Source organism: Streptomyces sp. NPDC048002 (genome assembly GCF_040653275.1).
In the GTDB taxonomy this organism is placed as follows: domain Bacteria; phylum Actinomycetota; class Actinomycetes; order Streptomycetales; family Streptomycetaceae; genus Streptomyces.
The window spans coordinates 63,149-86,097 of the sequence record NZ_JBEZNL010000011.1; the positions used below are offsets into that span (position 1 = coordinate 63,149).

Consider the following 22,949-nt stretch of genomic DNA (forward strand, 5'->3'; position numbering starts at 1 on the left):
CGGCGGCGGCGGCCGCCCGACTCGTCCTGCCCCGAAGGATGACATACCGTCCGGTCGGTCCCTAGGGTCGTGCACCGGTCTTTTTTCCCGCCCCCACTCCCGGTTCCGCATGCCGGCCGTCACCGGCCCTGCTGATCGACCATGCGCGCCAGCTCCATCCGGGACCGCACCCCGAGCGTGGCGAAGACATTGCGCAGGTGGTAGTCGACCGTGCGGGTGCTGACGGCGAGGCGCTGCGCGACCTCCCGGTTGGTGGCGCCCTCGGCGACATGCCGGGCGATCCTCAGCTGCTGCGGGGTGAGCCGCCCCAGCTCGCCGCCCGCGCACTCCGGTCCGGCGGCCCCGTTGGCCCGCAGTTCGCCGCGCGCCTGTTCCGCCCAGGCCCGCGCGCCGCACCGCTCGAACCCGACCAGGGCGGCCCCGAGGCGGGTCCGGGCCTCCCGCAGCCGCCGCCGGCGCCGCAGCCATCTGCCGTAGAGCAGCTCGGTGCGGGCCCGTTCGAAGTCGCCGCCGGTCGCGTCGTGCCGGGCCAGCGCCCGCGTGTACAGGGCGTCGGCGCGGTCCCCGGGGGCCAGCAGGGCCCGGCAGCGGGCGAGTTGGGCGTGCGCGTGCGGATCGGCGCCGAACTCCGCCCACAGCGCGAAGTCGGCCACGACGGACCGCGCGTCGTCCCCCCGTCCGCCGAGGACCGCGGCCTCCACGAAACAGGGCACGGCGAGCATCCAGACCGCGAAGTGACCGCGCCTGACCCCGGGGAGCACGAGCGGGCCGAGCCGGTCGGCGGCGTCCAGGGGCCGTCCGCAGCCCAGGTCGGTCCGGGCCAGCGCCCATTCCGCCAGCGTCGCCGCCTGCGCCAGGCCGTGCCGGCGGGCGGTGGCGAGGGCGGCCGTGGCGTGGACCGCGACGGTGGCGGTCTCCCCGCCGATCGAGGCGGCCAGCGCGAGCATGGCCCGGTGGTGCGCGGCCGTGTTGCGCCGCCCGGCGCGCTCCGCGGCCCGTACGCCCTCCTCGGCGTGCGCGCGGGCCTGGGCGTGCCGTCCGGCCCGCAGTTCGGCGTAGGCGAGGTATTCGAGGGCCCGGGACCGCAGCGCGGCGGAGTCCTGGTCCCGGGCCACGGCGAGGGCGCGGGCGCCGGCCCGGCGGGCGGCGACGACGTCCCCTAGGAGCAGGGCGGCGGACACCGCCCGCAGTACGTCCTCGGGGCCCTCCCCGGTCTGGTCCGTCACCCGGCGGAGCGGGCCCGCCGCGCTCTCGGGGCGCAGCTCCATCAGGGCCCGCATGCCGACGCCGTAGTCCCCCACCACCGGGGCCAGGGCCTTCAGACATGCCTCCGGGTCGCCCGCGGCCCAGGCGGCGTCCGCCGCCGACAGCCGCGCGGCCTGGGCCTGTTCCGGGTCCTCGGCCGCCAGCAGGGACGCCGCCAGCAGCAGCGTCTCACGGGCGTCGTCCACTGGTCCGTCCGCCAACTGTGCTCTGCCGCGCGCGAGTTCGGATCGCCCGCGCTCGGCGGTCGACACGCTCCGGTCACCGCTCATTCCCGGGACGTTACTTGGGCGTAACGCAAGGCGGAAGGATGTCGACGAAGCGGTTCCGGTCCGGCATCCGGCCTGTGACCTGCGGTTCTCCATCATGTGACGGCTCAACGAAATGTGCCGCCGCCCAGTGGAACCGGGCGGCGGCCGTGCGGGGGCACAACGGGGTCAGGAGTGCGGGCAGTTGCCCCGGTACTCCTCGATGGTCAGGCTCGGGCGGGGCAGCGGGCACAGGAACTGCTCGTAGCGGGTGTCATTGTCGATGAACCGCTTGAGCCAGGAGATGCTGTACTTCGCGATCGTCGTGTTCGACGAGTTGGGCGTGAAGTGGGTGGCCCCGTTCAGCTCCAGATAGGCGCGGTCCGTGCTGGACGGCAGGCTGGAGTAGAAGGGTTCGGCGTGGCTGCCGACGGAGGCGATCGTGTCGCCGTCGGCGCCGAAGATCAGCGTGGGAGTGGTGACCTCGGGCCAGGTCTTGTCGAGGTTCCACGGGGTGAGCGGGATCGCCGCCTGGAGCGACGGCCGGGACTTGGCCGCCTCCAGGGTGCCGCCGCCGCCCATGGAGTGGCCCATCACGCCGAGCCTGCTGCTGTCGACCCGGGTCCGCACCGAGCTGCGCTCCGTCAGGTAGTCCAGCGCGGCCAGCAGCTGGCGGCCGCGGGAGTCGGGCTGGTCGAGGGTGGTGAGGGTGTCGATGGTGAAGACCACGAAGCCCTGGGAGGCGAGGCGCGGGCCCAGCCAGGCGATCGAGGACTCGTAGGCGGTGTACCCGGGCGAGATCACCACGGCGCCGAAGGTGCCGTCACTGGTGCTGGTCGGGTAGTAGATCGTGCCGCCGCCGAACCCGCTGACGAGCAGGGAGGAGACGGACGTCTGGGAGACGGAGTACGAGCCGCGCGACGCCTCGATGCTGGCGTTGGTCGGCGCGGGGCCGCGCTCGTAGGGGTTGTCGGCGGCCTGGGCGCCGGGTCCGGCGAGGGTGCCGAGGCCGAGGACCACGGCGAGCGCGGCCGCGGCCGTCGCGAGGCGGCCGGCCCCGCGGGGCCGGGTGTGGGGGTGGTGGGACTGCACGACGAGTCGTCCTCTCTGTCGTGGCGGAGGTGCGGCACGGGAGCACCGCGCCGGCGGGCACCGCCGTTGAACGGGCGGTGCCACTGTGGGCGCGCGGCCCGGCCGCGGGGACCGGCAATGTCACCGGTCTCCGCGCGACCTCTTTCGGACGGACCCGGGCGGCCCGCCCTGCCCTCGGTCCGCACCGGTGTGAAACGCTCGTAGTCCCGCGACGGCGACATGGAGAGGCGGCGGTATGCGCATCGGACTGCTCGGCACCGGCCCGTGGGCCACGATGGTCCACGCCCCGGCCCTGGACGGGCACGCGGAGGTGGACTTCGCCGGGGTGTGGGGCCGCCGCCCGGACGCGGCGAAGGACCTCGCCGGCCGGTACGCCGTCCCTGCCTACGACGACGTGGACGCGCTCCTCGCCGACGTGGACGCGGTGGCCGTGGCCCTCCCCCCGGCCGTGCAGGCCGAGCTGGCGGTGCGGGCCGCGCGGGCGGGCCGCCATCTGCTGCTGGACAAGCCGCTGGCGACGACCGCCGAGCAGGGGCGCGCGGTGGTCGCGGCGGCGACGGAGGCGCAGGTGGCGTCGGTGGTGTTCTTCACCAGCCGGTTCCAGCCGGAGACGCACGCGTGGATCACCGAACAGGCTGCCGCGGCGGGCTGGTTCACCGCGCACGCGCAGTGGCTGGGCTCGGTGTTCAGCGGCGGCGACAGCCCCTTCGCGAACTCGCCGTGGCGCCGGGAGAAGGGCGCGCTGTGGGACGTGGGGCCGCATGCCCTGTCGGTGCTGCTGCCGGTCCTCGGCGAGGTCCGGCGGGTGGCGGCGGCCGCGCACGGTCCCGGGGACACCGCGCATCTGGTCCTGGAGCACACCGGTGGGGCGTCCAGCACCCTGGCGCTGAGTCTGACCGCGCCGGCCGCCGCCGCGGGGACGGCGGTGGAGCTGCGGGGTGCGGCGGGCGTGACGCGTCTGCCGGTGAACGGGCAGGGGGCGCTGCCGGCCTTCGCGCGGGCCACGGATGCGCTGCTCGCCGCGGTTCGCAGCGGGCGGCCGCATCCCTGCGATGCGGGCTTCGCGCTGCGCGTCACGGAGATCCTCGCGGAGGCGGAGGGACTGCTCGGGGAGCGGGGCTGAGGCGGGCGGAGCCCGTCGAGTGGGGTGCGGGGTAGTGGGGCGGGTGCGGCGGCGTCGTGGCTTGTCGCGCAGTTCCCCGCGCCCCTGAGAGCAAAAAAGCTCACTCCTCGTTCCAGCGGAACCAGGCCCGGTCGCCCTCGATGTGCAGGAGGAACTCGGCGACCGGGCCGTCCGGTGAGCACAGGGTGACGCGTCGCTCGATCTCGCCGTAGGCCGCCTCCCACTCCTCCACGTGTTCGTCGACCCGTTCCAGCAGGGCGAGTTCACGTGCGAAGAGGTCGCGTACGGAGGCGTAGCCGGGGCCCGGGGCGAAGTGGCCGGACAGCCAGGGGAAGTCGGCCTCGTCGATCGTGATCCTTCCGACCGACTCGTCCCCGCTGCGGACCTGCCACACCGTGCCGTCGAATCCCACCGTGCCTCCGTACGCCGTCCCGTGCCGTCAGTGCCGGATCAGCATGTCACCGGGCACCGACAGCGCGCGGGTCACCGGGTGACGCCGGGGATGTGGAAGTTGATCCGTTCCTTGACCACCGGGTGGCCGGCCTTGGCGAAGTTCGCGGCCATCGGGAAGTTCCCCTGGTCGGTGGCTCCGCTGATGAACTCGGCGCCCTGCTCGACCAGGAAGCGCGTGCACTCCACGAGCAGGTCGTAGGCGTAGCCGTGTCCCCGGTGCTCCGGCAGGACGCCGATGAACCCGATGACGGGGGAGGTCAGGTTGCGGGCCGGGATGTGGATACCGGCCAGCTCGCCCCGTTCGGTCCGGGCGACCTGCCACCACTCGCGCGGGGAGGGGCACCAGTGGAAGAACTCCATCTCCTCGCGGGCGGCCTGGTCGACGCCGCCCTCCTTGATCGCCTTCAGGGCGTGCGCGTCCAGCGTGACGGAGTGGATGCGGCGCAGGGCGTCGTGGAACACGGCGTCGTCGGCCTCGGGTTCGAAGACGAGCCGGCCGGGCCGCTCGGGGAGCCCGCACTCCGGGGTCCAGCGGTACAGATAGCGCTCGACGAGGAGTTCGTAGCCGGCCGCGCGGGCGGCCGCGAAGACGGTGTCGGCCGCCGCGCGCACGGCCGGGTTCTCCCGGCCGCGGGCGGGCAGGTTGATCTCCAGCTCGACCTGCCACGGGGCGGAGCGCAGGAGTTCGGCTCCGGCCTCCTCCTCCCCCTCGGCCACGTCGAACCAGTTGATGTTGAGGGGTTCGGTGTCGTCGGGGCCGCCCCACCAGGCACCGCGGGCGACGACCTTGCCGTCGCGCAGGGCCACCCGCTTCCACTCGGGGCGGTGAACGGTGGCGCGGTGCCCCTCGGCCGCGCCCAGCGGATCGGGCAGGGCGTCGAACAGGTGCGCGTCGTGGGTGTCGAGCGTACGGATGACCAGATCGGTCATGGGTGAATCCTCCGGTACGAGCTGCGAGAAGCGCTCCCGGTCGGATCAGCCGAAGCACGCCGGGACAGCGGTGAAGGGAGCGCTGGAAAGGGTGAACTGCACGGCACTCGCCTCCTTCCGTCGTCTCAAGGCGTGATGATCACACCGTAGGCGATCATCCCCGGGTGCGTCCACGGCTTTTCCCCGGCGGGCCCCGGTTAGGGTCGGCCCCATGACCGACACCTCCCTGCGCTCCGTCTCCGTCGAGCGGACCTCCACCGGCCACTTCACCGCCGTCAACGCCCGTGGCGGCACCCTCGCGTTCGGCACCGAGGGCACCGAGTTCACGCCGGTGGAGCTGCTGCTCGCCGCGATCGGCGGCTGCTCCATGGCGGACGTGGACGTCGCCACCGCCCGGCACTCCGAGCCGGACCGCTTCACCGTCACCGTCAAGGGCCACAAGGTGAGCGACGAGCAGGGCAACCGGATGACGGACCTGGAGGTCACCTTCTCGGTCGCCTTCCCGGAGGGCGAGGGCGGCGACCGTGCCCGCGCGATCCTGCCCCGCGCCGTGAAGTCCTCCCACGACCGCCTCTGCACGGTCAGCCGCACGGTCGAGTCGGGCACCGCCGTCCGTACGGTCGTCGAGGACGTCTAGGACGCGCGAGCCGCGCCGATAACCCGTTGCGGCCGCCCCGCCCGGCACCCGACCCTGTCCGCATGCCCTACCTCGTCCGCCCCGCCGGCCTCGCCGACGCGCCCGCCGTCACCGAACTGCTCAACCAGGTCGACGTCTTCGAGATCGGCCGCCCGGAGACCGACCTCGGCACCGTCGAGGCCGATCTCAAGCACCCCGAGACCGATCTGTCCCAGGACTCCTGGCTGGCCTTCCACGAGGGCCGGCTGGTGGCGTACGCGCTGCTGTGGGACGAGTCGGGCGGGGAGCGGATCGACGCCGACCACTACGTCCTGCCCGACCACCAGGAGGCGGGACAGCGGCTGTTCACCGCGCTGGAGACCCGGGCGCTCGCCAGGGCCCGGGGGAACGGCGCGGAGCGTGCCGTGGTCCATCTCCATCTCAACATCGCGCCCACGCTGGACACTTCGCTGATAGAGAAGCGCGGCTGGTCCGTCGTCCGGCGCTACCACGTGCTGCACCGGCCGGTGGACCCGGCGGCGAACCCGGCTCCGGTTCCGCCGGCCGGCGTGCGGCTGCGGGCCTGCTCCGACGAGGCCGACCGCCGGCGCGTGCACGAGCTGTACCAGACCACCTTCGCCGAGCACTTCGACTTCCAGCCCCGCGGCTACGAGCAGTGGCTGCACGACATCGACGCCGAGGCGCTCGACTGGTCCCTGGTGTGGATCGCCAGCACCGAGGAGCACGGGGACGCCGGATTCCTCCTCGCCCGCGACGACCGCGAGGCCATGGGCTGGATCCGTTCGGTCGGGGTGCGGAGCGAGGCGCGCGCCCTGGGACTCGGCGGACTGCTCCTGCGGCACGCGTTCGCCGCGTTCGCCGCCCGTGGAAGGGACACGGTGGGCCTCGGGGTGGACACCGGCAACACCACGGGCGCGCCGGGCCTGTACGCCCGGCACGGGATGACGGTCCGCTACGCGGTGGACACCTGGGAGGCGGTTCTCACCTGACGGTGCCCCGCACCTCGGTCTCAGTACGAGCGGACCGGGTAGTGCGGGTCGGACCAGCGGTCGGGTCCGGAGAGACCGATCAGCCGTACGCGGTGCAGGAGTTCCTCGGGTACGTCGAGGGCGCGCAGCCGGTCGGGGGCGTGCCGGACGAGCCAGTCCGCGAGTTCGGCCCGCAGGGGCTCCGGGTCGTCGTGCCAGTGCGGGTCCCAGGGCAGTTCGTCCCCGAGCAGCTCGTACTCCCACGCGGCCGCCGCCGTCGCCAGGTGACGGGAGGCGACGGGGTGGTCGAGGGCGGCCCACACGTCCAGCCACGGGGTGAGCGTGCCGGACGCCTCCGCGCACAGGGCGAACAGCTCGTGCGCGGGGACGGCGGGCTCGGGGTCCAGGAGGCAGGCGGCCCACCAGGCGTACAGGAACTCCCACACGGCGTCGCTCTGCCGCACCGGCCACGCGCGCCAGTGGCCGCGGGCGAAGGACCGGCCGACCTCGTACATGCCGGACATCGGCTCGACCCGGCCGGCGACCAGTTCCCTGCCGAACTGGGGCAGGACGCGGCGCAGCACCGCGCCGTGGTCGTGCCAGTCGGGGGCGTCCCAGGTACGGCGGAGCAGGTCGGCGTCGAGTTCCACGTCCGGCGTCTTGAGCAGGCGCAGTTCCTCGTCGCTGCCCCAGTGGCACCAGCACTGGGTCTCGTCGGCGGCGGCGGTCATACCGCGGAAGGTGACGGCCAGGCCGTCCAGCGCGCCGCGCAGCCGGAGACGGGCGGGCGTGTCGTCGGGGTTCATACGTGCGGTCCTCGGGGGACTCCGGGCGGCTACCGCCGGCCGAAGATCGCGACCTTACCCTCTGGACGGCCGTGCGGCACCCCCTTTGTCCACGGGCGGGCCGCGTCTGTTCACGGGCGGGCCGCGTCGGTCCGCCCGTGCTCCTCCTCGCCCTCCACGTTGATGTGCGGGAGGATCCGGTCCAGCCAGCGGGGGGTCCACCAGGCGTGCGCTCCCAGCAGGGTCATCACCGCGGGCACCATCAGCAGCCGTACGACGGTCGCGTCGATCAGCACGCTCACGGCGAGGCCGAGGCCGAGCATCTTGACCACGATGTTGTCGCTGACGATGAACGCCGCGAAGACGCTCACCATGATCAGCGCGGCGCAGGTGATGACGCGTGCGGTGATCTCCAGCGCGTGGGCGACCGACGCCTTCGCGTCGCCGGTGCGCAGCCAGGCCTCGTGCACGCGGGAGAGCAGGAAGATCTCGTAGTCCATGCTCAGCCCGAAGATGATCGCGAACATCATCATCGGCACATAGCTCTCGATGGGCACCGTGCCGTTGACGCCCAGCGCGGGTCCGCCCCAGCCCCACTGGAAGACGGCGACGACCACGCCGTAGGAGGCGGCGATCGACAGGACGTTGAGGACGGCCGCCTTCAGGGCCACCAGGATGCCGCGGAAGACGGCCAGGATGATCAGGAAGGCGAGCGCGACCACCACCGCGATGATCAGGGGCAGGCGTTCGGCCACGATGTCGCGGAAGTCGACCTGGGCCGCCGTCGTGCCGGTGACGTAGCCCTTGGCGTCGGTGCCGGACAGCGCGTCCGGGAGCGTGTCGTCGACCAGGCGGTTGGTCAGGTCGGTGGTGCCGGCGTCCTGCGGGGAGGTCTTGGAGTAGACGGTGGAGATCAGGACGTCGCCGTCCGAGGTCGCGGTGAGCGGGGTGGCCACGGCCGCCCCGGACACTCCGTCGAGGCTCTTCTGCACCGTCGAGGACAGGTCCGAGCGCTGGGAGTCGGGCACCTTCGTCTGGTCGACCACGACGGTCAGCGGGCCGTTGGAGCCGGGGCCGAAGGAGTCCGTCATCAGGTCGTAGGCGCGCCGGTCGGTGAAGGAGGTGGGGTCGGCGCCGTCACCGATGTGCCCGAGCTGGATGGAGAAGAGGGGGATGGCGAGGACCGCGACGGTCACCACGCCCGCGGTCAGGTAGCGCAGCGGGTGGCGGGCCACCCGCTGCGCGTAGCGGTGCCAGGTGCCCTGCGGCGCGGCGCCCGGTTCGGCGTCGGTCTCGGCGACCGGCTTGCGCACCCGGTAGCGGTCGATGCGGCTGCCGATGAGGCCCAGCAGGGCGGGCACGAGGGTCAGGGCGCCCACGACCGCGGAGACCACTGTCACGGCGGCCGCGACCCCGAGTTTGCTGATGAACGTCACTCCGGACGCGGACAGCCCCGCGAGGGCGACGATCACCGTGCAGCCGGAGACCAGGACGGCCCGGCCGCTGGTGGCGGTCGCCCGGCCCGCGGCGCGGACCGGATCGGCGCCGTCCATGAGGTTCTGCCGGTGACGTGTGATCAGGAACAGCGCGTAGTCGATGCCGACGCCGATGCCGATCATCGTGGCCAGGGTCGGGGAGACGGTGGCGAAGGTGAACGCGGCGGCGAGCAGTCCGAGGAGGGCCAGCCCGCCGACGACGCTGATCAGGGCGGTGACCAGGGGGATCCCCGCGGCGATCACACTGCCGAAGCCGATGAGCAGCACGACGATCGCCACCGCGAAGCCGATCAGCTCGCTCACCCGGTCGTCGGGCTCCGGCCGGGCCAGCTCGCCGAGCGGTCCGCCGTACTCGACCTCGGCCCCGGCCGAGCGCAGGGGCTGGACCGCCTTGTCGACGCCGTCGAGGTAGCTGTCGCCGAGGGTGGAGGGCTGCACATTGAAGCGGATCGTGAGGTAGGCCGTCTTGCCGTCCGTGGAGACCGGGCCGACGTTGGGCTGCCCGCTGGGCGTGGGCGGCGCGCTGAGCGGGTTCTGCACGGACAGGACGTGGGAGAGCTTGCCGAGGTCGTCGACCGTGGTGGACATCTGCGAGTCCAGCGAGGTCAGGGCCTTGTCCTTGTCGTGCACGACCACCTGGCTGCTGTAGCCGCCGGCCTCGGGGTCGTGCGCCTGGAGCACGTCCAGGCCCTTCTGGGCCTGGGACTGGGACGAGGAGAGCGAGAAGTTGTCGGAGTACTCACCGCCGTGCAGGTGGTTCAGCGTCTGGAGGGCGACCAGCGCCACCAGCCAGGCGACGATGACGATCACGAAATGCCGTGCGCAGGCCTCCCCGATCCTGCGCAGGCCGCGTGCGCGCGGTGCCCCCTCCTGCTCCCCCGTCGTGTCGCGAGTCGGTGACATGAGCTCCGTGTTTCTGCGTAGCCCGAGAGATGCCTTTTCCCCATTAGACGCCGTCGCGATCAGCCGGGCATTTCAGAATCACGGGCTCCTCCGGATGCACGCCGCGCCGAGGCGTTGAATGGTGATAACTGACCCGTTCGCGCGCCAGCGCCCGGGCCGCCCCCAGCGACCGGACCCGAGGAGCAGAGATCATGCCGACGTCACAGCCCGCGTCCGGGCCGTCCGAGAACCGTGCCACCCCCGACGACCTGCTCCACGCCCGCACCGGCACCGAGGTGTCACCGGAGGACCTGGTCCTCGCCTCGGGCAAGGACATCACCCCGCGCAACATGGAATGGGCCCGGCGGAAGCTGGAGGCCGAGGGACCCGCGGCCCTCGACAAGATGCTCCCCTGAGGCTCACCGAAGCCCGTAGGAGTCCGGGAACCCCGCACGGACCCGGTGGTCGGGGCGGCCTTCCGTCGCCCGACCGCCGGGTCGGTGAAGGGTGTTCGCAAGCGGGCGTTTCCCGGGCCGCCCTTCCGGAAACGGTCGTGCGGCTGCCAGACTCCGGAGGATGCCCGACTTCGACTTCGACATGCTCGTCCTCGGATCCGGTCCGGGTGGCCAGAAGGCCGCCATCGCCGCGGCCAAGCTGGGCCGCAAGGTGGCCGTCATCGACCGCCCGGACATGGTCGGCGGGGTCTCCATCCACACCGGCACCATCCCCTCCAAGACCCTGCGCGAGGCGGTGCTCTATCTCACCGGCCTCACCCAGCGCGACCTGTACGGCCAGAGTTACCGGGTGAAGGAGGACATCACCGTCGCCGACCTGATCTCGCGCACCCAGCACGTGGTGGGACGCGAGGTGGAGGTCATCCGCAGCCAGCTCTCCCGCAACCAGGTGGTCCTGTACGCGGGAACCGGCCGTTTCGTCGACGACCACACCGTCGCCCTGCGCGACGCCGACGGCAAGGAACAGCTTTTCACCGCCGAGCACATCGTGATCGCGACCGGCACCCGGCCGGCGCGGCCCGACACCGTCGCCTTCGACGGGCGGACGATCATGGACTCGGACAACGTGCTCACCCTGGAACGGGTCCCGCGCTCCATGGTCATCGTCGGAGCGGGGGTCATCGGCATGGAGTACGCCTCCATGTTCGCCGCGCTCGGCAGCAGGATCACCGTGGTGGAGAAGCGCGCCGCGATGCTCGACATGTGCGACGTGGAGATCGTGGAGTCGCTCAAGTACCACCTGCGGGACCTGGCGGTGACCTTCCGCTTCGGGGAGACCGTCGCCTCCGTCGAGCGGCATCCGCGGGGCACCCTCACCGTGCTGGAGAGCGGCAAGAAGATCCCGGCCGACGCGGTGATGTACTCGGCGGGCCGGCAGGGCCTCACCGAGGACCTCGATCTGGACAGGGCCGGGCTCTCCGCGGACAAGCGGGGCCGGATCTCGGTCGACGAGCACTACCGCACCGAGGTGCCGCACATCTACGCCGTCGGCGACGTGATCGGCTTCCCCGCGCTCGCCGCGACCGCCATGGAGCAGGGCCGAACGGCCGCATACCACGCCTTCGGTGAGCCGGTGGGGCGGATGCACCACCTCCAGCCGATCGGCATCTACACCATCCCGGAGATCAGTTTCGTCGGCCGCACCGAGGATCAACTCACCGAGGAGCGCGTGCCGTTCGAGGTGGGCATATCCCGATACCGGGAACTGGCCCGCGGGCAGATCATCGGCGACTCGCACGGCATGCTGAAGCTGCTGGTCTCGCCGGAGGACCGCAAGCTGCTCGGAGTGCACTGCTTCGGCTCCGGGGCGACCGAACTCATCCACATCGGCCAGACGGTGATGGGCTGCGGCGGCACCGTCGACTACCTGGTCGACGCGGTCTTCAACTACCCGACCCTCGCCGAGTCCTACAAGGTCGCCGCACTCGACGCCACCAACCGGCTGCGGCAGCTCGACCGGATGGACGACTGACCCTCCGCCCACCGCATCGCCCGGCCTTCGCGCCCGGCCCTCACGTCCGCCCCCTGGAACCGTCCGTTCCAGGGGGCGGACGTTTCTCAACGCCCCTGCTGGCGACGGCGTTTCGCGGTTCCGGGGGAGCACGCCCGCACCCGCTCCTGCACGGTCCGCGGGTGGGGCTATCATCACTCATCACGTGCACACGCGGTGTGATCGTACGCCGACTCTGCGGTTGCACGCCCCCCATACGCCGTCCGGGCCCGTCCGTCGCCCCGGGTGGCGTGCACGACGAAAGCAGCACAGGCCATGCGCAACCACAGGGGCAGAGGGCTTCAGGCAGGCGCCCTCGGTACGTTCGACACGGTGGTGATGGCGGTCGCCGGCAGCGCCCCGGCGTACTCGCTCGCCGCGACCACCGCGGTCCTGTTCGGCGCGGTGGGCACGGCCGGGCCGGCCGCCCTGCTCTACTGCGCGATACCCATGCTCGGCATCGCGCTGGCCTACAGCTACCTCAGCCGTATCGACGTGAACGCGGGCGCCGGTTACTCGTGGGTGGGCCGTACCCTCCATCCCTTCCTGGGCTTCCTCAGCGGCTGGGCGCTGGTGGTGTCGGCGACCGTCTTCATGGTGGCCGGGTCGCTGCCCGCCGGGTCGCTGACGCTGGCCCTCTTCGACGAACGGCTCGCGCGGAACACCGCGTTGGCGACAGTGGTGGGAGCCGGCTGGTTCCTGCTGATGCTGCTGGTGGTGCTGGGCGGGGCCCGGCTCACGGTGCGCGCGCAGTTCGTCATGTCCGGCGTCGAACTGCTGCTGCTCGCGCTGTTCGCGGTGCTCGCCGTGCTGCACTCCGAGCACGCCCGTGCCTTCGACTGGTCCTGGCTCGGCCTCGGCCAGTTCGACGGCGTGTCGGGCTTCGCCTCGGGCGCGCTGATCGCCGCGTTCTACTTCTGGGGCTGGGACGTCACCGGCAACCTCAGCGAGGAGACCCGCAACAGCCGCCGCGCCACGGGACTGGCGGGCCTGATCGGGCTCGGTGTGGTCTTCCTGCTGTTCGAGGTGTTCACCGTCACGGTGAACGTCGTCCTCTCCGCCGAGCAGATCCGTGCCGACGAGACGAACGTGCTGGCCGTCCTCGGCGAGGAGATCTGGCCGGGCTGGGGCGGGAGGCTGCTGATGGTGGCGGTGATGCTGTCCACCGTCGCCACTCTGGAGACCACGCTCATCCAGGTCACCCGCTCGCTGTTCGCGATGGGCCGCGACCGCACGATGCCGTCCGCGCTGGGGAAGGTGCACCCCACCTGGAACACGCCGTGGGTGGCCGTGGTCGTGGTGGGCGCGGTGGCGCTGGTGATGTTCGTCGCCTCCAACGCCCTCGGAACGGTCGGCGACATCCTCTCCGCCGCGATCTCCGCGATCGGCCTCCAGATCGCCTTCTACTACGGCCTGACCGGCCTCGCCGTCGTGGTCGCCTACCGGCGGATGCTGCTGAGGTCCCCGGTCCACTTCGTCCTCGGCGGGGTGTGGCCGCTGTTCGGCGCCCTGTTCATGCTCTGGGTGTTCTTCGAGTCGCTCGGGGAGCTGAGCCCGGCCGCGATCACGATCGGGATCGGCGGGCTGGCCGCGGGCCTGGTGCCGATGGTCCGGTACTGGCGGCGCGGCAGCGACTACTACCGGCCCGCCCGGCTGGACGCGGCCCGCACCGTCGAGACGGAGTACGTGCCCACGGGCCGCCCGCCCGCACACACCCGCGTCCACGAGGGCCTCCCCACCGACTTCTGAGGGGGTTCGCGATGGCGCGAGACCGCTTCACTCCCGACTTCGACCCCGACTGCGGGGACGCCGCCCTGACCGCCGCGCGCCAGGACGTCGTCATCGGGCGCTGGCAGGGGCTGCGCGACCTGCTGCGCGTCACCGGAACCGACTGGACCTCGCGCGGGCACCGGGTGCGCACGCTGGCCCAGTACTGCGCCGACCGTTCCGCGACGGAGTCGTGGCTGGCCGCCGAACCGGCCGGCGCCGACGCGCTGGTGCTGCGGGCGGCCACCGAGACGGCCCGGGCCTTCAACCTGGCCATCGCGGCCGGCCGGGGCGTGCCGATCGACGGGCACCGGATCGACACCGCGGTCCTGGCGTGTCTGCGGGCGGCCGAGGCGTACCCGGAGGATCCCACGCCGTGGATCTCGCTGATCTCGGTGGCGCGGCTGTACCCGTCCGGGGTGCGCCGCCAGGAGCTGGCCCGCTGGTGGGACGAGCTGCACCGGCGGGACCCGTACAGCGTGGAGGGGCACCTCCAGGTGCTGCACTACTACTCGGCCCGCTGGCACGGCAGCCACGGCCTGATGTACGACTTCGCCCGGGACGCGGCCGGTGTGGCGCCGCCGGGCTGCCCGCTTCCGGTGCTGCTCCAGTACGCGCGGGTCGAGGAGTACCGCCACGTGCTGGACGCGGCCCGCGACCGGACCGCCCTGACGGGGCTCGGCCAGCACTGGGACCACGCCGTCGCGGTGGGGGACGTACGGCGCACCTGGCAGCGCTGGGTGCGGGGGCGCACCGCGCACTCGGTCGCGCCCGCCGAACTGCGCGACCTGCACTACGTGACGCACGCGGCCTGTCTGGCGGGCCTCACCGACATCGCCGGCGAGCTGCTGCGGATGAGCGGCCGCCGGGCGACCCGGACGCCCTGGTCGTACACCGGGGACCCGGTCCGGCAGCTCACCAAGTGGCACCGGGAGCTGCTCGACCGGCCCTGAGTCACAGGGCGGCGGCCGGCCCGTCCGGGCGGCCGGCGCGGTGCGCGATCATCTCGTGGGCCAGTTCCGCGGTCTCGGGCTCGGGCAGCCGCTCGAAGCCCGTCTCGGTGATCACCGAGACGATCGGGAAGATACGGCGGCCGAGGTCGGGGCCGCCGGTGGCCGAGTCGTCGTCGGCCGCGTCGTACAGCGCCTGGAGAGCGGCGAGGGCCGCCTCGCGACGGGACATGTCCCGGTGGAACAGCTTCTTCAACGCGCCCCGGGCGAACGGGGATCCGGACCCCTCGGCGTGGAAGTCCCGCTTCTCGTAGAGGCCGCCCGCCACGTCGAAGCCGAAGATGCGGCCCCGCTCGCCCTCGGGCCTCGTCGGGTCGTAGCCGGTGAGGAGAGGGACCACGGCGAGTCCCTGCATGGCCTGGCCGAGGTTCTCGCGGATCATTCCGGCCAGTCGGCGCGCCTTGCCGCTGAGGGTCATCGGCGTGCCCTCGATCTTCTCGAAGTGGGTGAGTTCCACCTGGTAGAGCTTGACCATGTCGAGTGCGAGACCGACGGTTCCGGCGAAGGCGACGGCCGTGTGGTCGTCGGCGGGGTGCACCTTCTCCAGGTCCCGCTGGGCGATGAGGTTGCCCATGGTGGCCCGGCGGTCCCCGGCGATCAGTACGCCGTCGCGGTAGGTGAGGGCGAGCACGGTGGTGCCGTGCGGGACCCGCTCGGCGTCGGCCCGCATGCCGTCGGGCAGGACACGGCGGGTGGCCAGCAGCTCGGGACGGTGGGCGGCGAGGAACTCCGTGAAGGAGGAGGACCCCGGGACGAAGAACTCCTCGCCCAGTCCCCCACCGTGCTCGGCCTGCGTCATGGCACTCCCCCTCGCGTCCGGACCGACTCCCCAGGTCCTACCTGAACGGCACACACGGGAAACGCGCCGCGCGTCACAGCGCCTCACGCCCCGACACCCCGCCGCGGATCACGCCGCCTCACGGGCGACAACTCCCCACGCGTCACAGCGCCACGCGCGCGGACAACGCGCCGCGCGTCACAGCGCCTCGCGGGCGGACAACTCCCCGCGGGTCACAGCGCCTTGCGGGCGGGAACTCCCCGCGGGTCACAGCGCCACGCGGGCGGACAACTCCCCGCGCGTCACGCCGCCTCACGGGCGGCAACTCCCCGCGGGCCACGGCACCTTGCGGGCGGGAACTCCCCGCGGGTCACAGCGCCCCGCGCGCGGACAACTCCCCGCGGGTCACAGCGCCCCGCGCGCGGACAACTCCCCGCGGGTCACAGCGCCCCGCGCGCGGACAACTCCCCGCGGGTCACAGCGCCTTGTGTCGGATCAGCGCTCCGAGGACCAGGAGCCCCGGCAGCAGCGGCAGCCATGCCGTGAGCAGCCGGTAGCCGATCACCGCTGAGGCGGCGGCCACCGCCGGCGCCCCGGCGGCGGTGAGGGCGAGGGCGAGGACCGCGTCGAGGGAGCCCAGGCCGCCGGGCGTCGGCAGCAGGGCGGCCGCACCGCTCGCGGCCAGGTAGAGCAGCGCCACCCGCTGCGGCGCCAGCGGCAGTGCGACGGCCTGGGCGACGGCGACCAGCACGGCGCAGTGCAGGACGGCGAAGGCGAGCGAGCCGCCCCACAGGGCCGCCGCCCGGCCCGGCCGGGCGTGGACCGCGCCGATGTCCGCCCAGGCGGCACCGAGCCACCGCCGGCAGCGCCTGCGCAGCGGGCCGGCCAGCAGGGCGGCGGCCACCACGACGGCGCCCGCCGCGACCGGCCCGGCCGGGAAGGTGTCCGGCGCGTGCAGCACGCCCGGGCAGGCGAGGGCGAGCGAGGCGATGAGGACCGCGCGGACCAGGACGCCCGCGGTGCCCCGCACCGCCACGGCGGTGGCCGCTCGGGCGGCGGGAACTCCGCAGCGCATGAGGAACCGCAGGTTCACGGCGCCGCCGCCGAGTCCGGCGGGCAGGACCTGGTTGGCAGCCGAGCCGGCGAACTGCGCGGCGACGAGCCGCCCCCAGGGCAGCCGGACGGGCACCGCGCCCTGCTGCGCGAGCGCGGCGCACAGCCAGGTGACGGCGGCCGCCGTCGCGGCCACCAGCAGCCACCCCTGGTCGGCCACGACCAGTCGTACCGCGCCGGTCTCCAGTACGGGCCAGTGCCGCCGGGCCAGCCATCCGGCGACGGCCAGCGCGGCGAGGCCGACCGCGCAGTGCCAGTGGACGGCCCGCCGGCGTGTGCCGGCCACCGCGACCTGTCCGGGCGTCATACGGCTCCGCCCACGGCCCGCGCGGCCCCGGCGACTCCCCCCGCGGGCACGCGCACGTCACCCGCGGCGGGCGGCGTCACCGTGCGTGGCGGGGCCAGGGCGCTGCCCGTGGCGAGGGGGGCGATACGCACGTCCAGGTTCTCCAGGCGGTGCAGTTCCCAGCCGCGGGCGTGGGCGGGGGGCCGCGCGCCGGGGACGGCGAGGTTGGCCACCGGTACCCGGCGGGCGGCCCGCAGGATCTCCGCCGCCGTGGTGTTGGCGTTGTTGCCGCTCACCGCGCCCGAGGAGCATCCGGTGTAGTGGGCCAGCGGGATGGCCTGGTGCCCGGTGAGCAGGCAGGGGGCGGTCACACCGAGGGCGTGCAGCGCGTCGGCGGTGCGCTCCCAGGCGCGGCGGTCGGCGGCGGTGCGGTCGACGACATGGTCCAGGACGGCGTACTGCACGGCCAGGTGCGCGGCCAGCCCGAGGGCCAGCAGTCCGGTGGGCAGCGGGCGCCACCGGCCGCCCGGGGTGGTGACGAGGTGCAGCAGCCCGTCGGCGACGGGCACCGCCAGCAGCGCGTACGCGGGCAGCAGGAAGCGGGGGGCCGCGTAGCCGATCAGGAACAGGTAGGGGATCGCGGCGGTGGTGGCGCAGGCCAGCGGGACCAGGGTGCGTGTGGTGCGGCCGGACCGTACGGCGACCACGAGCGCGAGGACGGCGAGCAGCGGCAGCAGCACCCACCAGGCGGTGACGACGGGGTTGGGCAGGGCGCCCGTGCACGGGCGGCACAGGGTGCGCCCGATCAGGCCGCGCATCTGGTCGTCGACGGCGAGGTGCCAGCCGAGACCGCCCTGCACCCGGGACGCCTCGGAGAGCCGCTCGCGCAGTCCGCCGTAGGAGGTGTACGCCTCCACCACCCAGGGGAGGGCGCCCGCCGCGAGCCCCGCCGCGGTGACCAGGCCGAGCCGCGCCCGCCGCAGCAGCAGGGCGCCGGCGAGCAGGGGCAGGGCGGTCCAGACGGCGTCGGTCGGGCGCATCAGCGCCATGAGGGCGGCGCCGGCGGCCACGCCCCACAGGGCCCGCCGGCCGGGGCGGGCCTCGGTGAGGACCCGCAGGAAGCTGCCGACGGCGAGCAGCGCGCCGAGGGCCACCCAGAGGTTGGGCATGGCCTGCGGGGCGTAGAAGAGCGTCACCCAGAGCGAGGCGAACAGCGCGCCGCCGAGGGCCAGGACGCGGGCCGGGAAGAGGCCGCGCCAGGCGCGCAGGGCCAGGAAGAGGGCGAGACCGGAGAGCACGGCGAGCCAGACACGCAGCAGGACGACCGAGGAGGACCAGGACACGACCGGCGCCACCAGCAGGGACACGCCCCGGGCCCGGGGCGCGCTGTAGAAGGCGGCGGGGTCCGGGCCGTCGACCTGGCTGACGTAGACCACCTCGTCCCAGCCGAGGCCCAGGTCCAGGGGGATCAGGAGGAGTTGGGCGGCGGTGAAGGCGCCGGCCAGGCCCGCGAGCAGCGCGGTGTCGCGGGTCCGCCAGGACCGGCCGGACACGGCCAGGGTCTCGCTCCGTCCCCTCCCGACGAGCATCGCGTTGGTGCCGTGGGCCATCGTCCACCCCTTACCGCTACACGCCGTGGAGCCGCCGGCAGCGGGCGGGGACACGGAGAACCGAGGGACACAGAGTCAGGGAAACGCAAGAAACACGGACAAATTAACCCGGGGTCGGCGGGCGTGCAGCGCCGGTGCGCCCGAGCGCCTGACGACGGGCGTACGGCCGCCGCCGCGACCGTATGCCGTCCCGCGCGGCGGGCTCATCGACGGACGGAGCCGGGGTGGCGCCCGGATGGCAGACTCGGCCCGTGCCGCAGACCTTCGACGACCTCCTCGACCGCGCCCGCGCCCTCACCGCCCGCGGGCACCGCGCGGTCCTGGGCATCGCGGGCAGCCCGGGTGCCGGGAAGACCACTCTCGCCGAACATCTCGTACGGCGGCTCAACGGCACGGCGGAGCCGTGGGCCGCCCATGTCCCGATGGACGGCTTCCACCTGGCCGACGTCGAACTGGACCGGCTGGGCCGCCTCGACCGCAAGGGCGCCCCGGACACCTTCGACCCGGCGGGGTACGCGGCCCTGCTCCACCGCCTGCGCACGGAGCCGGACGCGTCCGTGACGGTGTACGCGCCGGGCTTCGAACGGGTCCTGGAGCAGCCGCTCGCGGGGGCGATCCCGGTGCCGTCCGGGATCCGCCTGGTGGTGACCGAGGGCAACTACCTGCTCCTGGAGACGGGCGCCTGGGGCCGGGTGCGGCCGGAGCTGGACGAGGTGTGGTTCTGCGAACTCGACGAGGACGAGCGGCTGCGCCGGCTGATCGCCCGGCACGAGGAGTTCGGCAAGAGCCACGCGGAGGCGGTCGCTTGGGTGATGAGGTCGGACCAGCGCAACGCGGAACTCGTGGCCGGGACCCGGGCGCGGGCCGACCTCGTGGTCCCCGCGTCGGCGGTGCCGTCGCCGGGCGCACCGACATGCGAAGAGCGCGGGCCGGTGCTGCAATTGAGGAGAGGGGGCGTCACCGAGCGTAGCCGTGAGTAGCAGGAGTGACACTGTGAGCGACGCACACGAAGCTGTGGGCCCGATCGACTACCTGGTCGTCGAGTTCCCGGGCAACCGGATGACGGGCGAGGGCTTTCCCCTGCTGGTCGACCTGGTGGACCGCGGGATCATCCGGATCCTCGACCTGATGTTCGTCCGGAAGGAGACCGACGGAACGGTGAGCGGCATGGAGATCGCCGACCTCGACGGCGACGGTTCGCTCGACCTGTCGGTCTTCGAGGGCGCCTCGTCCGGGCTGCTCGGCCAGGACGACCTGGAGGAGGCCGCCTCCGCGCTGGAGCCGGGCAGTTCGGCGGGCATCCTGATCTACGAGAACAGCTGGGCCGCGCCCTTCGCCGCCGCGATGCACCGCAGCGGCGCGCGGCTCGTCGCCTCCGGGCGCATCCCGATGCCGGCCGTCATGGCCGCGCTCGACGCGGCCGACGCCGCGTCCTGAACGACCACCGATCACGTCCGACGGGCCGAAAGGGGTCAGTCATGCCAGGTCTTCTGCGCGGAGTCGCGCGCACCGCAGTCGTGGCCGGAACGGCGACCGCCGTGTCGAACCGGGTGAGCCGCCGCCAGCAGGGCCGTTGGGCGGCACAGGAGCAGAACCGCTACGAGTCGGCACCTCCGCAGGCGGCGTACGCGGCGCCCGCGGCGCCGCCGCCCGCCCCCGACATGTCCGACAAGATCGAGCAGTTGCAGCAGCTGGGCGAGTTGAAGGCCCAGGGCGTGCTCACCGAGGCGGAGTTCGAGGAGCAGAAGCGCCGGATCCTCGCCGCCTGACGGACGCCCGGCTCACTCCTCCACGGTCAGCTCGGGCTCGCCCGCGGGGTCGCCCGCCGGGTCGCCGATGAGCGCCGTGAAGGACTCCGTGCGCACCCGCAGCCCCTTCCGCGTCTGCTCGAACTCCGGCTCGAACTGCCCCAGTCCGCCGTAGCGCACCGCGAACACGTGCAGGGCGGCGGGGGCTTCCGGGGCGGGCGACGCCTCCAGGGCGGTCGACGCCAGCAGATGGCGCCAGCCCTCGTCGGGGTTGCCGTAGCCGCGGGGGTCCGCCGCGAGCGCGAAGGCGGCCTGTTCCTGGGTGGTCTCCGCGCGGGCGTCGAAGTGGTCCGGGCGGCCCGATTCCGGGTGGGTCAGGCGCAGTTCGCCCGCCGCGGTCACCGGCGCGGACGCGGTCCTGCGCACCCGGTCGCCGTCGTCGGCCGCGTAGGGCAGTCCGGCCAGCAGGTACGGCGTGCCGGGGAGCCGCTCCACGGCGACGGCCGTCCACAGGGCCGTGCCGTCCGTGACGTACAGGGACCGTACGTGGCGCAGGACTTGGTCGCGGCCGACGACGGGCTTGGTCACCAGCTTCGCCGTCAGGCTCCCGGCGCGCACGTCCCGGACGCGGACCTCGCCCATCGGCCGGCACAGCAGGAAGCCGTCGACGACCGGACCGAAGCCGTGCTGCCGGTCGACCGCGGCGGGCAGCAGATACGTCCCCGCGGCCTCCACCAGTGACGGGGTCATCCGGCTGTCGAAAGCCACCGACACGCTGCCCGACCGCAGTTGGTGGCGGACCGGGTTCCGGCTCGGGGTCCGGTGCCAGGGGGTCGTGTCCTGGATCTGCCAGACCAGCATGAACGCGAAGTGACCGTCGACGCCGCCGTCCGCCTTCACCGCGTGCCGGCCCCAGCGGGTGTCACCCCGGTAGCGGCCGAGGTCGGCGCCGATCCGGTGGCCGAACCAGCGCAGTCCCAGCACGGCCTCGAAGCCCGAGTGCTGTTCGCTGTAGCGCGGGCCGCCGACATCGAAGCCCCCCGTGGTCAGGCGGGCGTCGAGATAGCGGGCGAGGGCGTCGCCGTCCTCGGCGAAGACCTCCTCGCCGCTCACCCGGTGGGCCTGGGCGAGGAACGACAGGGAGATCGGGCCGTAGTTGTTGTCGTACGCGCCGCCGTGCTCGGGCGGCAGCAGCGCGCCCCGGTCCGAGACCCGGTGGGCGCGGATCCGCTCCTCGTACAGCGTGAGGGCCGCCCGCCGCACCTCGGGGCCGTCCGGGTCCGGCAGGTGCCGGGCCAGCATCAGTCCGCCGACGACACAGCCGATCGCCTGGTTGCCGGCCTCCTGCGGGTTGAAGAAGGTCGCCTCGGTCAGCCAGCGCCAGTATCCGTGGCCCAGCGCGACGAGTTCGGCGCGCAGGCCGTCGTCGACGAGGTCGCCGTCCGCGGTCTCCAGGACGTTCACCAGCTGGAGCAGCGCCCACACCGTGCTCGGCCAGTCGCCGATCGGGTGCGCGCCGGGCTCCAGGACGTAACGGGCGTACGGCAGACCCGAGTCGCGGACCCGCAGGTTCGGGTAGCCCGGGTTGTCCCGCGTGTACACGCGCTCACGCAGGTGGAAGCGGAGGCTGTCCAGGACCGCCCGCGGCAGGCGGGGGTCCTTGGTGCGCGTGTGGGCCAGGACCAGGAGCGCCGTCACACCGAGCGAGGTGTCACCGATGTCGTCGGCGCAGTCCGGGTGTTCCAGACCGCCCTCGGGGGTGAGGCGGGCCAGGGCCTGCTCCGTGACATCGGCGAGGACGGCGTCGTAGTCCTCCGGTGCGGACGGCAGGTCGTGCAACGGGCCGCGCTGGTGCGGAAGCCGCATGGGTTCTCAGCCCTTCATTCCGGACGTGGCCATGCCTTCGACCAGCCTCTTCTGGAAGACGAGGAAGCAGATGAGCGTGGGCAGGAGGGCGAGTGTCGACATCGCGAACATCGCCCCGTACGACGAGCCGCTCGTCTGGTCCAGGAACAGGGTCAGGCCCAGCGGGACGGTGAACCGGTCGTTCTGCTGGAGGTAGACGAGCTGGTGCAGGAAGTCGTCGTAGGTCCAGATGAAGGTGAAGATGGTGGTGGTGATCAGGGCCGGCTTCATCAGCGGCAGGATGATCTTCCAGTAGATCTGGAGGGGGTTGGCGCCGTCCATCATCGCCGCCTGGTCCAGCTCGCGCGGGATGGAGCGGATGAACTGGACCATGAGGAAGATGAAGAAGGCGTCCACCGCGAGGAACTTCGGCACGATCAGCGGCAGGAACGTGTTGATCCAGGTCAGGTTGTAGAAGATCGTGTACTGCGGGATCAGTACCGCCTGGGTGGGCAGCATCAGCGTGCCGAGCATCAGGCCGAACCAGAGCCTCTTGCCGCGGAACTCGAAGCGGGCGAAGGCGTAGGCGGCCAGTGAGCAGGAGACGACGTTGCCGATCACCGCGCCGATCGTGACGATCAGCGAGTTGGTGATGTACAGGGAGAAGGAGTTGCCGGAGCCGCTCCAGCCCTCGGAGTAGTTCTCCGGGCGCAGTCGGGAGGGGACGAGACCGGGGTGCGTGAAGATCTCGGTGTCGGGCTTGAGGGAACTGCTGAGCATCCACAGCAGCGGGTAGAGCATGACGACCGCGACGCCGATGAGCAGGGTGTGGGCGAAGATGCGGCGCGGGCCGGTGAGCGAGCGGAGCCGGCGCAGCGGCGAGGCGCTCGGGGTGATGGCGGACATGGGTG

20 protein-coding genes and 1 pseudogene are annotated in these 22,949 nt (G+C 73.1%); 10 read left to right on the top strand and 11 right to left on the bottom strand.

Annotation, left to right across the window (positions count from 1 at the left end; all coding sequences use genetic code 11):
* Positions 1-119: 119 nt before the first annotated feature.
* Together AB0E07_RS16660 and AB0E07_RS16665 are read right to left on the bottom strand one after the other, a co-directional pair.
* Positions 120-1,502, bottom strand: a pseudogene (locus AB0E07_RS16660) (helix-turn-helix transcriptional regulator); the annotation flags it as partial.
* A gap of 198 nt (positions 1,503-1,700) precedes the next feature.
* A complete protein-coding gene (locus AB0E07_RS16665; RefSeq protein ID WP_362251576.1) occupies positions 1,701-2,603 on the bottom strand; it encodes a dienelactone hydrolase family protein in 903 nt (300 codons plus the stop codon).
* A gap of 235 nt (positions 2,604-2,838) precedes the next feature.
* Between AB0E07_RS16665 and AB0E07_RS16670 the strand changes: the two genes are divergently transcribed.
* Positions 2,839-3,726, top strand: a complete 888-nt coding sequence (locus AB0E07_RS16670; RefSeq protein WP_362251579.1) for a Gfo/Idh/MocA family oxidoreductase — start codon at positions 2,839-2,841, stop codon at positions 3,724-3,726.
* A 100-nt stretch (positions 3,727-3,826) separates the two neighbouring features.
* Here the strand turns inward: AB0E07_RS16670 and AB0E07_RS16675 are convergent, their stop codons facing one another.
* Together AB0E07_RS16675 and AB0E07_RS16680 are read right to left on the bottom strand one after the other, a co-directional pair.
* A complete protein-coding gene (locus AB0E07_RS16675) occupies positions 3,827-4,138 on the bottom strand; it encodes a hypothetical protein (protein WP_362251581.1) in 312 nt (103 codons plus the stop codon).
* A gap of 71 nt (positions 4,139-4,209) precedes the next feature.
* On the bottom strand, positions 4,210-5,109 hold the full coding sequence (locus tag AB0E07_RS16680; RefSeq protein WP_362251583.1) for a GNAT family N-acetyltransferase: 900 nt from the start codon (positions 5,107-5,109) through the stop codon (positions 4,210-4,212).
* Positions 5,110-5,320: 211 nt separating this feature from the next.
* Here AB0E07_RS16680 and AB0E07_RS16685 point away from each other — a divergent pair, with 211 nt between their 5' ends.
* Together AB0E07_RS16685 and AB0E07_RS16690 are read left to right on the top strand one after the other, a co-directional pair.
* Complete coding sequence (locus AB0E07_RS16685; protein ID WP_362251585.1) at positions 5,321-5,746, top strand: OsmC family protein; 426 nt, start codon at positions 5,321-5,323, stop codon at positions 5,744-5,746.
* Positions 5,747-5,808: 62 nt separating this feature from the next.
* Positions 5,809-6,735 carry a GNAT family N-acetyltransferase gene (locus AB0E07_RS16690; RefSeq protein ID WP_362251588.1) on the top strand — a complete coding sequence of 309 codons (927 nt, stop codon included), beginning with the start codon at positions 5,809-5,811 and terminating at the stop codon, positions 6,733-6,735.
* Positions 6,736-6,755: 20 nt separating this feature from the next.
* Here the strand turns inward: AB0E07_RS16690 and AB0E07_RS16695 are convergent, their stop codons facing one another.
* Both AB0E07_RS16695 and AB0E07_RS16700 read right to left on the bottom strand, forming a co-directional pair.
* Positions 6,756-7,520 (bottom strand): hypothetical protein, encoded by a 765-nt coding sequence (locus tag AB0E07_RS16695; protein ID WP_362251591.1) that lies wholly within the window; start codon positions 7,518-7,520, stop codon positions 6,756-6,758.
* A gap of 110 nt (positions 7,521-7,630) precedes the next feature.
* A complete protein-coding gene (locus tag AB0E07_RS16700; protein ID WP_362251594.1) occupies positions 7,631-9,898 on the bottom strand; it encodes an MMPL family transporter in 2,268 nt (755 codons plus the stop codon).
* A 191-nt stretch (positions 9,899-10,089) separates the two neighbouring features.
* Here AB0E07_RS16700 and AB0E07_RS16705 point away from each other — a divergent pair, with 191 nt between their 5' ends.
* From AB0E07_RS16705 to AB0E07_RS16720, 4 genes are all read left to right on the top strand, one after another.
* Positions 10,090-10,293 (top strand): hypothetical protein, encoded by a 204-nt coding sequence (locus AB0E07_RS16705; protein WP_362251597.1) that lies wholly within the window; start codon positions 10,090-10,092, stop codon positions 10,291-10,293.
* A gap of 160 nt (positions 10,294-10,453) precedes the next feature.
* Positions 10,454-11,863, top strand: coding sequence for a Si-specific NAD(P)(+) transhydrogenase (sthA, locus tag AB0E07_RS16710; RefSeq protein ID WP_362251600.1), 1,410 nt, complete (start codon positions 10,454-10,456; stop codon positions 11,861-11,863).
* Positions 11,864-12,157: 294 nt separating this feature from the next.
* The gene (locus AB0E07_RS16715) at positions 12,158-13,630 is read left to right on the top strand and encodes an APC family permease (protein WP_362251603.1); all 1,473 of its coding nucleotides are present in this window, start codon (positions 12,158-12,160) and stop codon (positions 13,628-13,630) included.
* 11 nt (positions 13,631-13,641) lie between these two features.
* Positions 13,642-14,601: a hypothetical protein gene (locus AB0E07_RS16720; RefSeq protein ID WP_362251606.1), complete on the top strand. Its 960-nt coding sequence runs from the start codon at positions 13,642-13,644 to the stop codon at positions 14,599-14,601.
* Position 14,602: 1 nt separating this feature from the next.
* Here AB0E07_RS16720 and prcB read toward each other — a convergent pair whose 3' ends face one another.
* The 3 genes from prcB to AB0E07_RS16735 all read right to left on the bottom strand — a co-directional run bounded on the left by prcB (position 14,603) and on the right by AB0E07_RS16735 (position 18,445).
* Positions 14,603-15,457: a proteasome subunit beta gene (prcB, locus tag AB0E07_RS16725; RefSeq protein ID WP_362251609.1), complete on the bottom strand. Its 855-nt coding sequence runs from the start codon at positions 15,455-15,457 to the stop codon at positions 14,603-14,605.
* A 454-nt stretch (positions 15,458-15,911) separates the two neighbouring features.
* Positions 15,912-16,856, bottom strand: a complete 945-nt coding sequence (locus tag AB0E07_RS16730; protein ID WP_362251612.1) for a lysylphosphatidylglycerol synthase domain-containing protein — start codon at positions 16,854-16,856, stop codon at positions 15,912-15,914.
* On the bottom strand, positions 16,853-18,445 hold the full coding sequence (locus AB0E07_RS16735; RefSeq protein ID WP_362251615.1) for a hypothetical protein: 1,593 nt from the start codon (positions 18,443-18,445) through the stop codon (positions 16,853-16,855). Before AB0E07_RS16735 ends, AB0E07_RS16730 begins: the two co-directional genes overlap by 4 nt.
* A 251-nt stretch (positions 18,446-18,696) precedes the next feature.
* Between AB0E07_RS16735 and AB0E07_RS16740 the strand changes: the two genes are divergently transcribed.
* From AB0E07_RS16740 to AB0E07_RS16750, 3 genes are read left to right on the top strand one after another with little or no spacing between them, the layout of a single operon-like run.
* Positions 18,697-19,425, top strand: a complete 729-nt coding sequence (locus tag AB0E07_RS16740; RefSeq protein ID WP_362251618.1) for a nucleoside/nucleotide kinase family protein — start codon at positions 18,697-18,699, stop codon at positions 19,423-19,425.
* A 13-nt stretch (positions 19,426-19,438) separates the two neighbouring features.
* Entirely contained in the window at positions 19,439-19,882 is a 444-nt protein-coding gene (locus AB0E07_RS16745) for a DUF6325 family protein (protein WP_362251621.1), read from the top strand.
* A gap of 41 nt (positions 19,883-19,923) precedes the next feature.
* Positions 19,924-20,214: an SHOCT domain-containing protein gene (locus AB0E07_RS16750; protein WP_362251624.1), complete on the top strand. Its 291-nt coding sequence runs from the start codon at positions 19,924-19,926 to the stop codon at positions 20,212-20,214.
* Between the two features lie 12 nt (positions 20,215-20,226).
* On the opposite strand, the gene AB0E07_RS16755 is transcribed toward AB0E07_RS16750, so the two are convergent.
* On the bottom strand, positions 20,227-22,059 hold the full coding sequence (locus tag AB0E07_RS16755) for a hypothetical protein (RefSeq protein ID WP_362251627.1): 1,833 nt from the start codon (positions 22,057-22,059) through the stop codon (positions 20,227-20,229).
* Positions 22,060-22,065: 6 nt separating this feature from the next.
* Positions 22,066-22,944 (bottom strand): carbohydrate ABC transporter permease, encoded by an 879-nt coding sequence (locus tag AB0E07_RS16760; RefSeq protein WP_362251630.1) that lies wholly within the window; start codon positions 22,942-22,944, stop codon positions 22,066-22,068.
* Positions 22,945-22,949: the final 5 nt, after the last annotated feature.

Coding starts and splice junctions, on each gene's coding strand:
- AB0E07_RS16670 (WP_362251579.1), top strand. CDS start 2,839: ATGCGCATCGGACTGCTCGGCACCGGCCCGTGGGCCACGATGGTCCAC.
- AB0E07_RS16680 (WP_362251583.1), bottom strand. CDS start 5,109: ATGACCGATCTGGTCATCCGTACGCTCGACACCCACGACGCGCACCTG.
- AB0E07_RS16685 (WP_362251585.1), top strand. CDS start 5,321: ATGACCGACACCTCCCTGCGCTCCGTCTCCGTCGAGCGGACCTCCACC.
- AB0E07_RS16690 (WP_362251588.1), top strand. CDS start 5,809: ATGCCCTACCTCGTCCGCCCCGCCGGCCTCGCCGACGCGCCCGCCGTC.
- AB0E07_RS16695 (WP_362251591.1), bottom strand. CDS start 7,520: ATGAACCCCGACGACACGCCCGCCCGTCTCCGGCTGCGCGGCGCGCTG.
- AB0E07_RS16700 (WP_362251594.1), bottom strand. CDS start 9,898: ATGTCACCGACTCGCGACACGACGGGGGAGCAGGAGGGGGCACCGCGC.
- AB0E07_RS16705 (WP_362251597.1), top strand. CDS start 10,090: ATGCCGACGTCACAGCCCGCGTCCGGGCCGTCCGAGAACCGTGCCACC.
- sthA (WP_362251600.1), top strand. CDS start 10,454: ATGCCCGACTTCGACTTCGACATGCTCGTCCTCGGATCCGGTCCGGGT.
- AB0E07_RS16715 (WP_362251603.1), top strand. CDS start 12,158: ATGCGCAACCACAGGGGCAGAGGGCTTCAGGCAGGCGCCCTCGGTACG.
- AB0E07_RS16720 (WP_362251606.1), top strand. CDS start 13,642: ATGGCGCGAGACCGCTTCACTCCCGACTTCGACCCCGACTGCGGGGAC.
- prcB (WP_362251609.1), bottom strand. CDS start 15,457: ATGACGCAGGCCGAGCACGGTGGGGGACTGGGCGAGGAGTTCTTCGTC.
- AB0E07_RS16730 (WP_362251612.1), bottom strand. CDS start 16,856: ATGACGCCCGGACAGGTCGCGGTGGCCGGCACACGCCGGCGGGCCGTC.
- AB0E07_RS16735 (WP_362251615.1), bottom strand. CDS start 18,445: ATGGCCCACGGCACCAACGCGATGCTCGTCGGGAGGGGACGGAGCGAG.
- AB0E07_RS16750 (WP_362251624.1), top strand. CDS start 19,924: ATGCCAGGTCTTCTGCGCGGAGTCGCGCGCACCGCAGTCGTGGCCGGA.
- AB0E07_RS16755 (WP_362251627.1), bottom strand. CDS start 22,059: ATGCGGCTTCCGCACCAGCGCGGCCCGTTGCACGACCTGCCGTCCGCA.
- AB0E07_RS16760 (WP_362251630.1), bottom strand. CDS start 22,944: ATGTCCGCCATCACCCCGAGCGCCTCGCCGCTGCGCCGGCTCCGCTCG.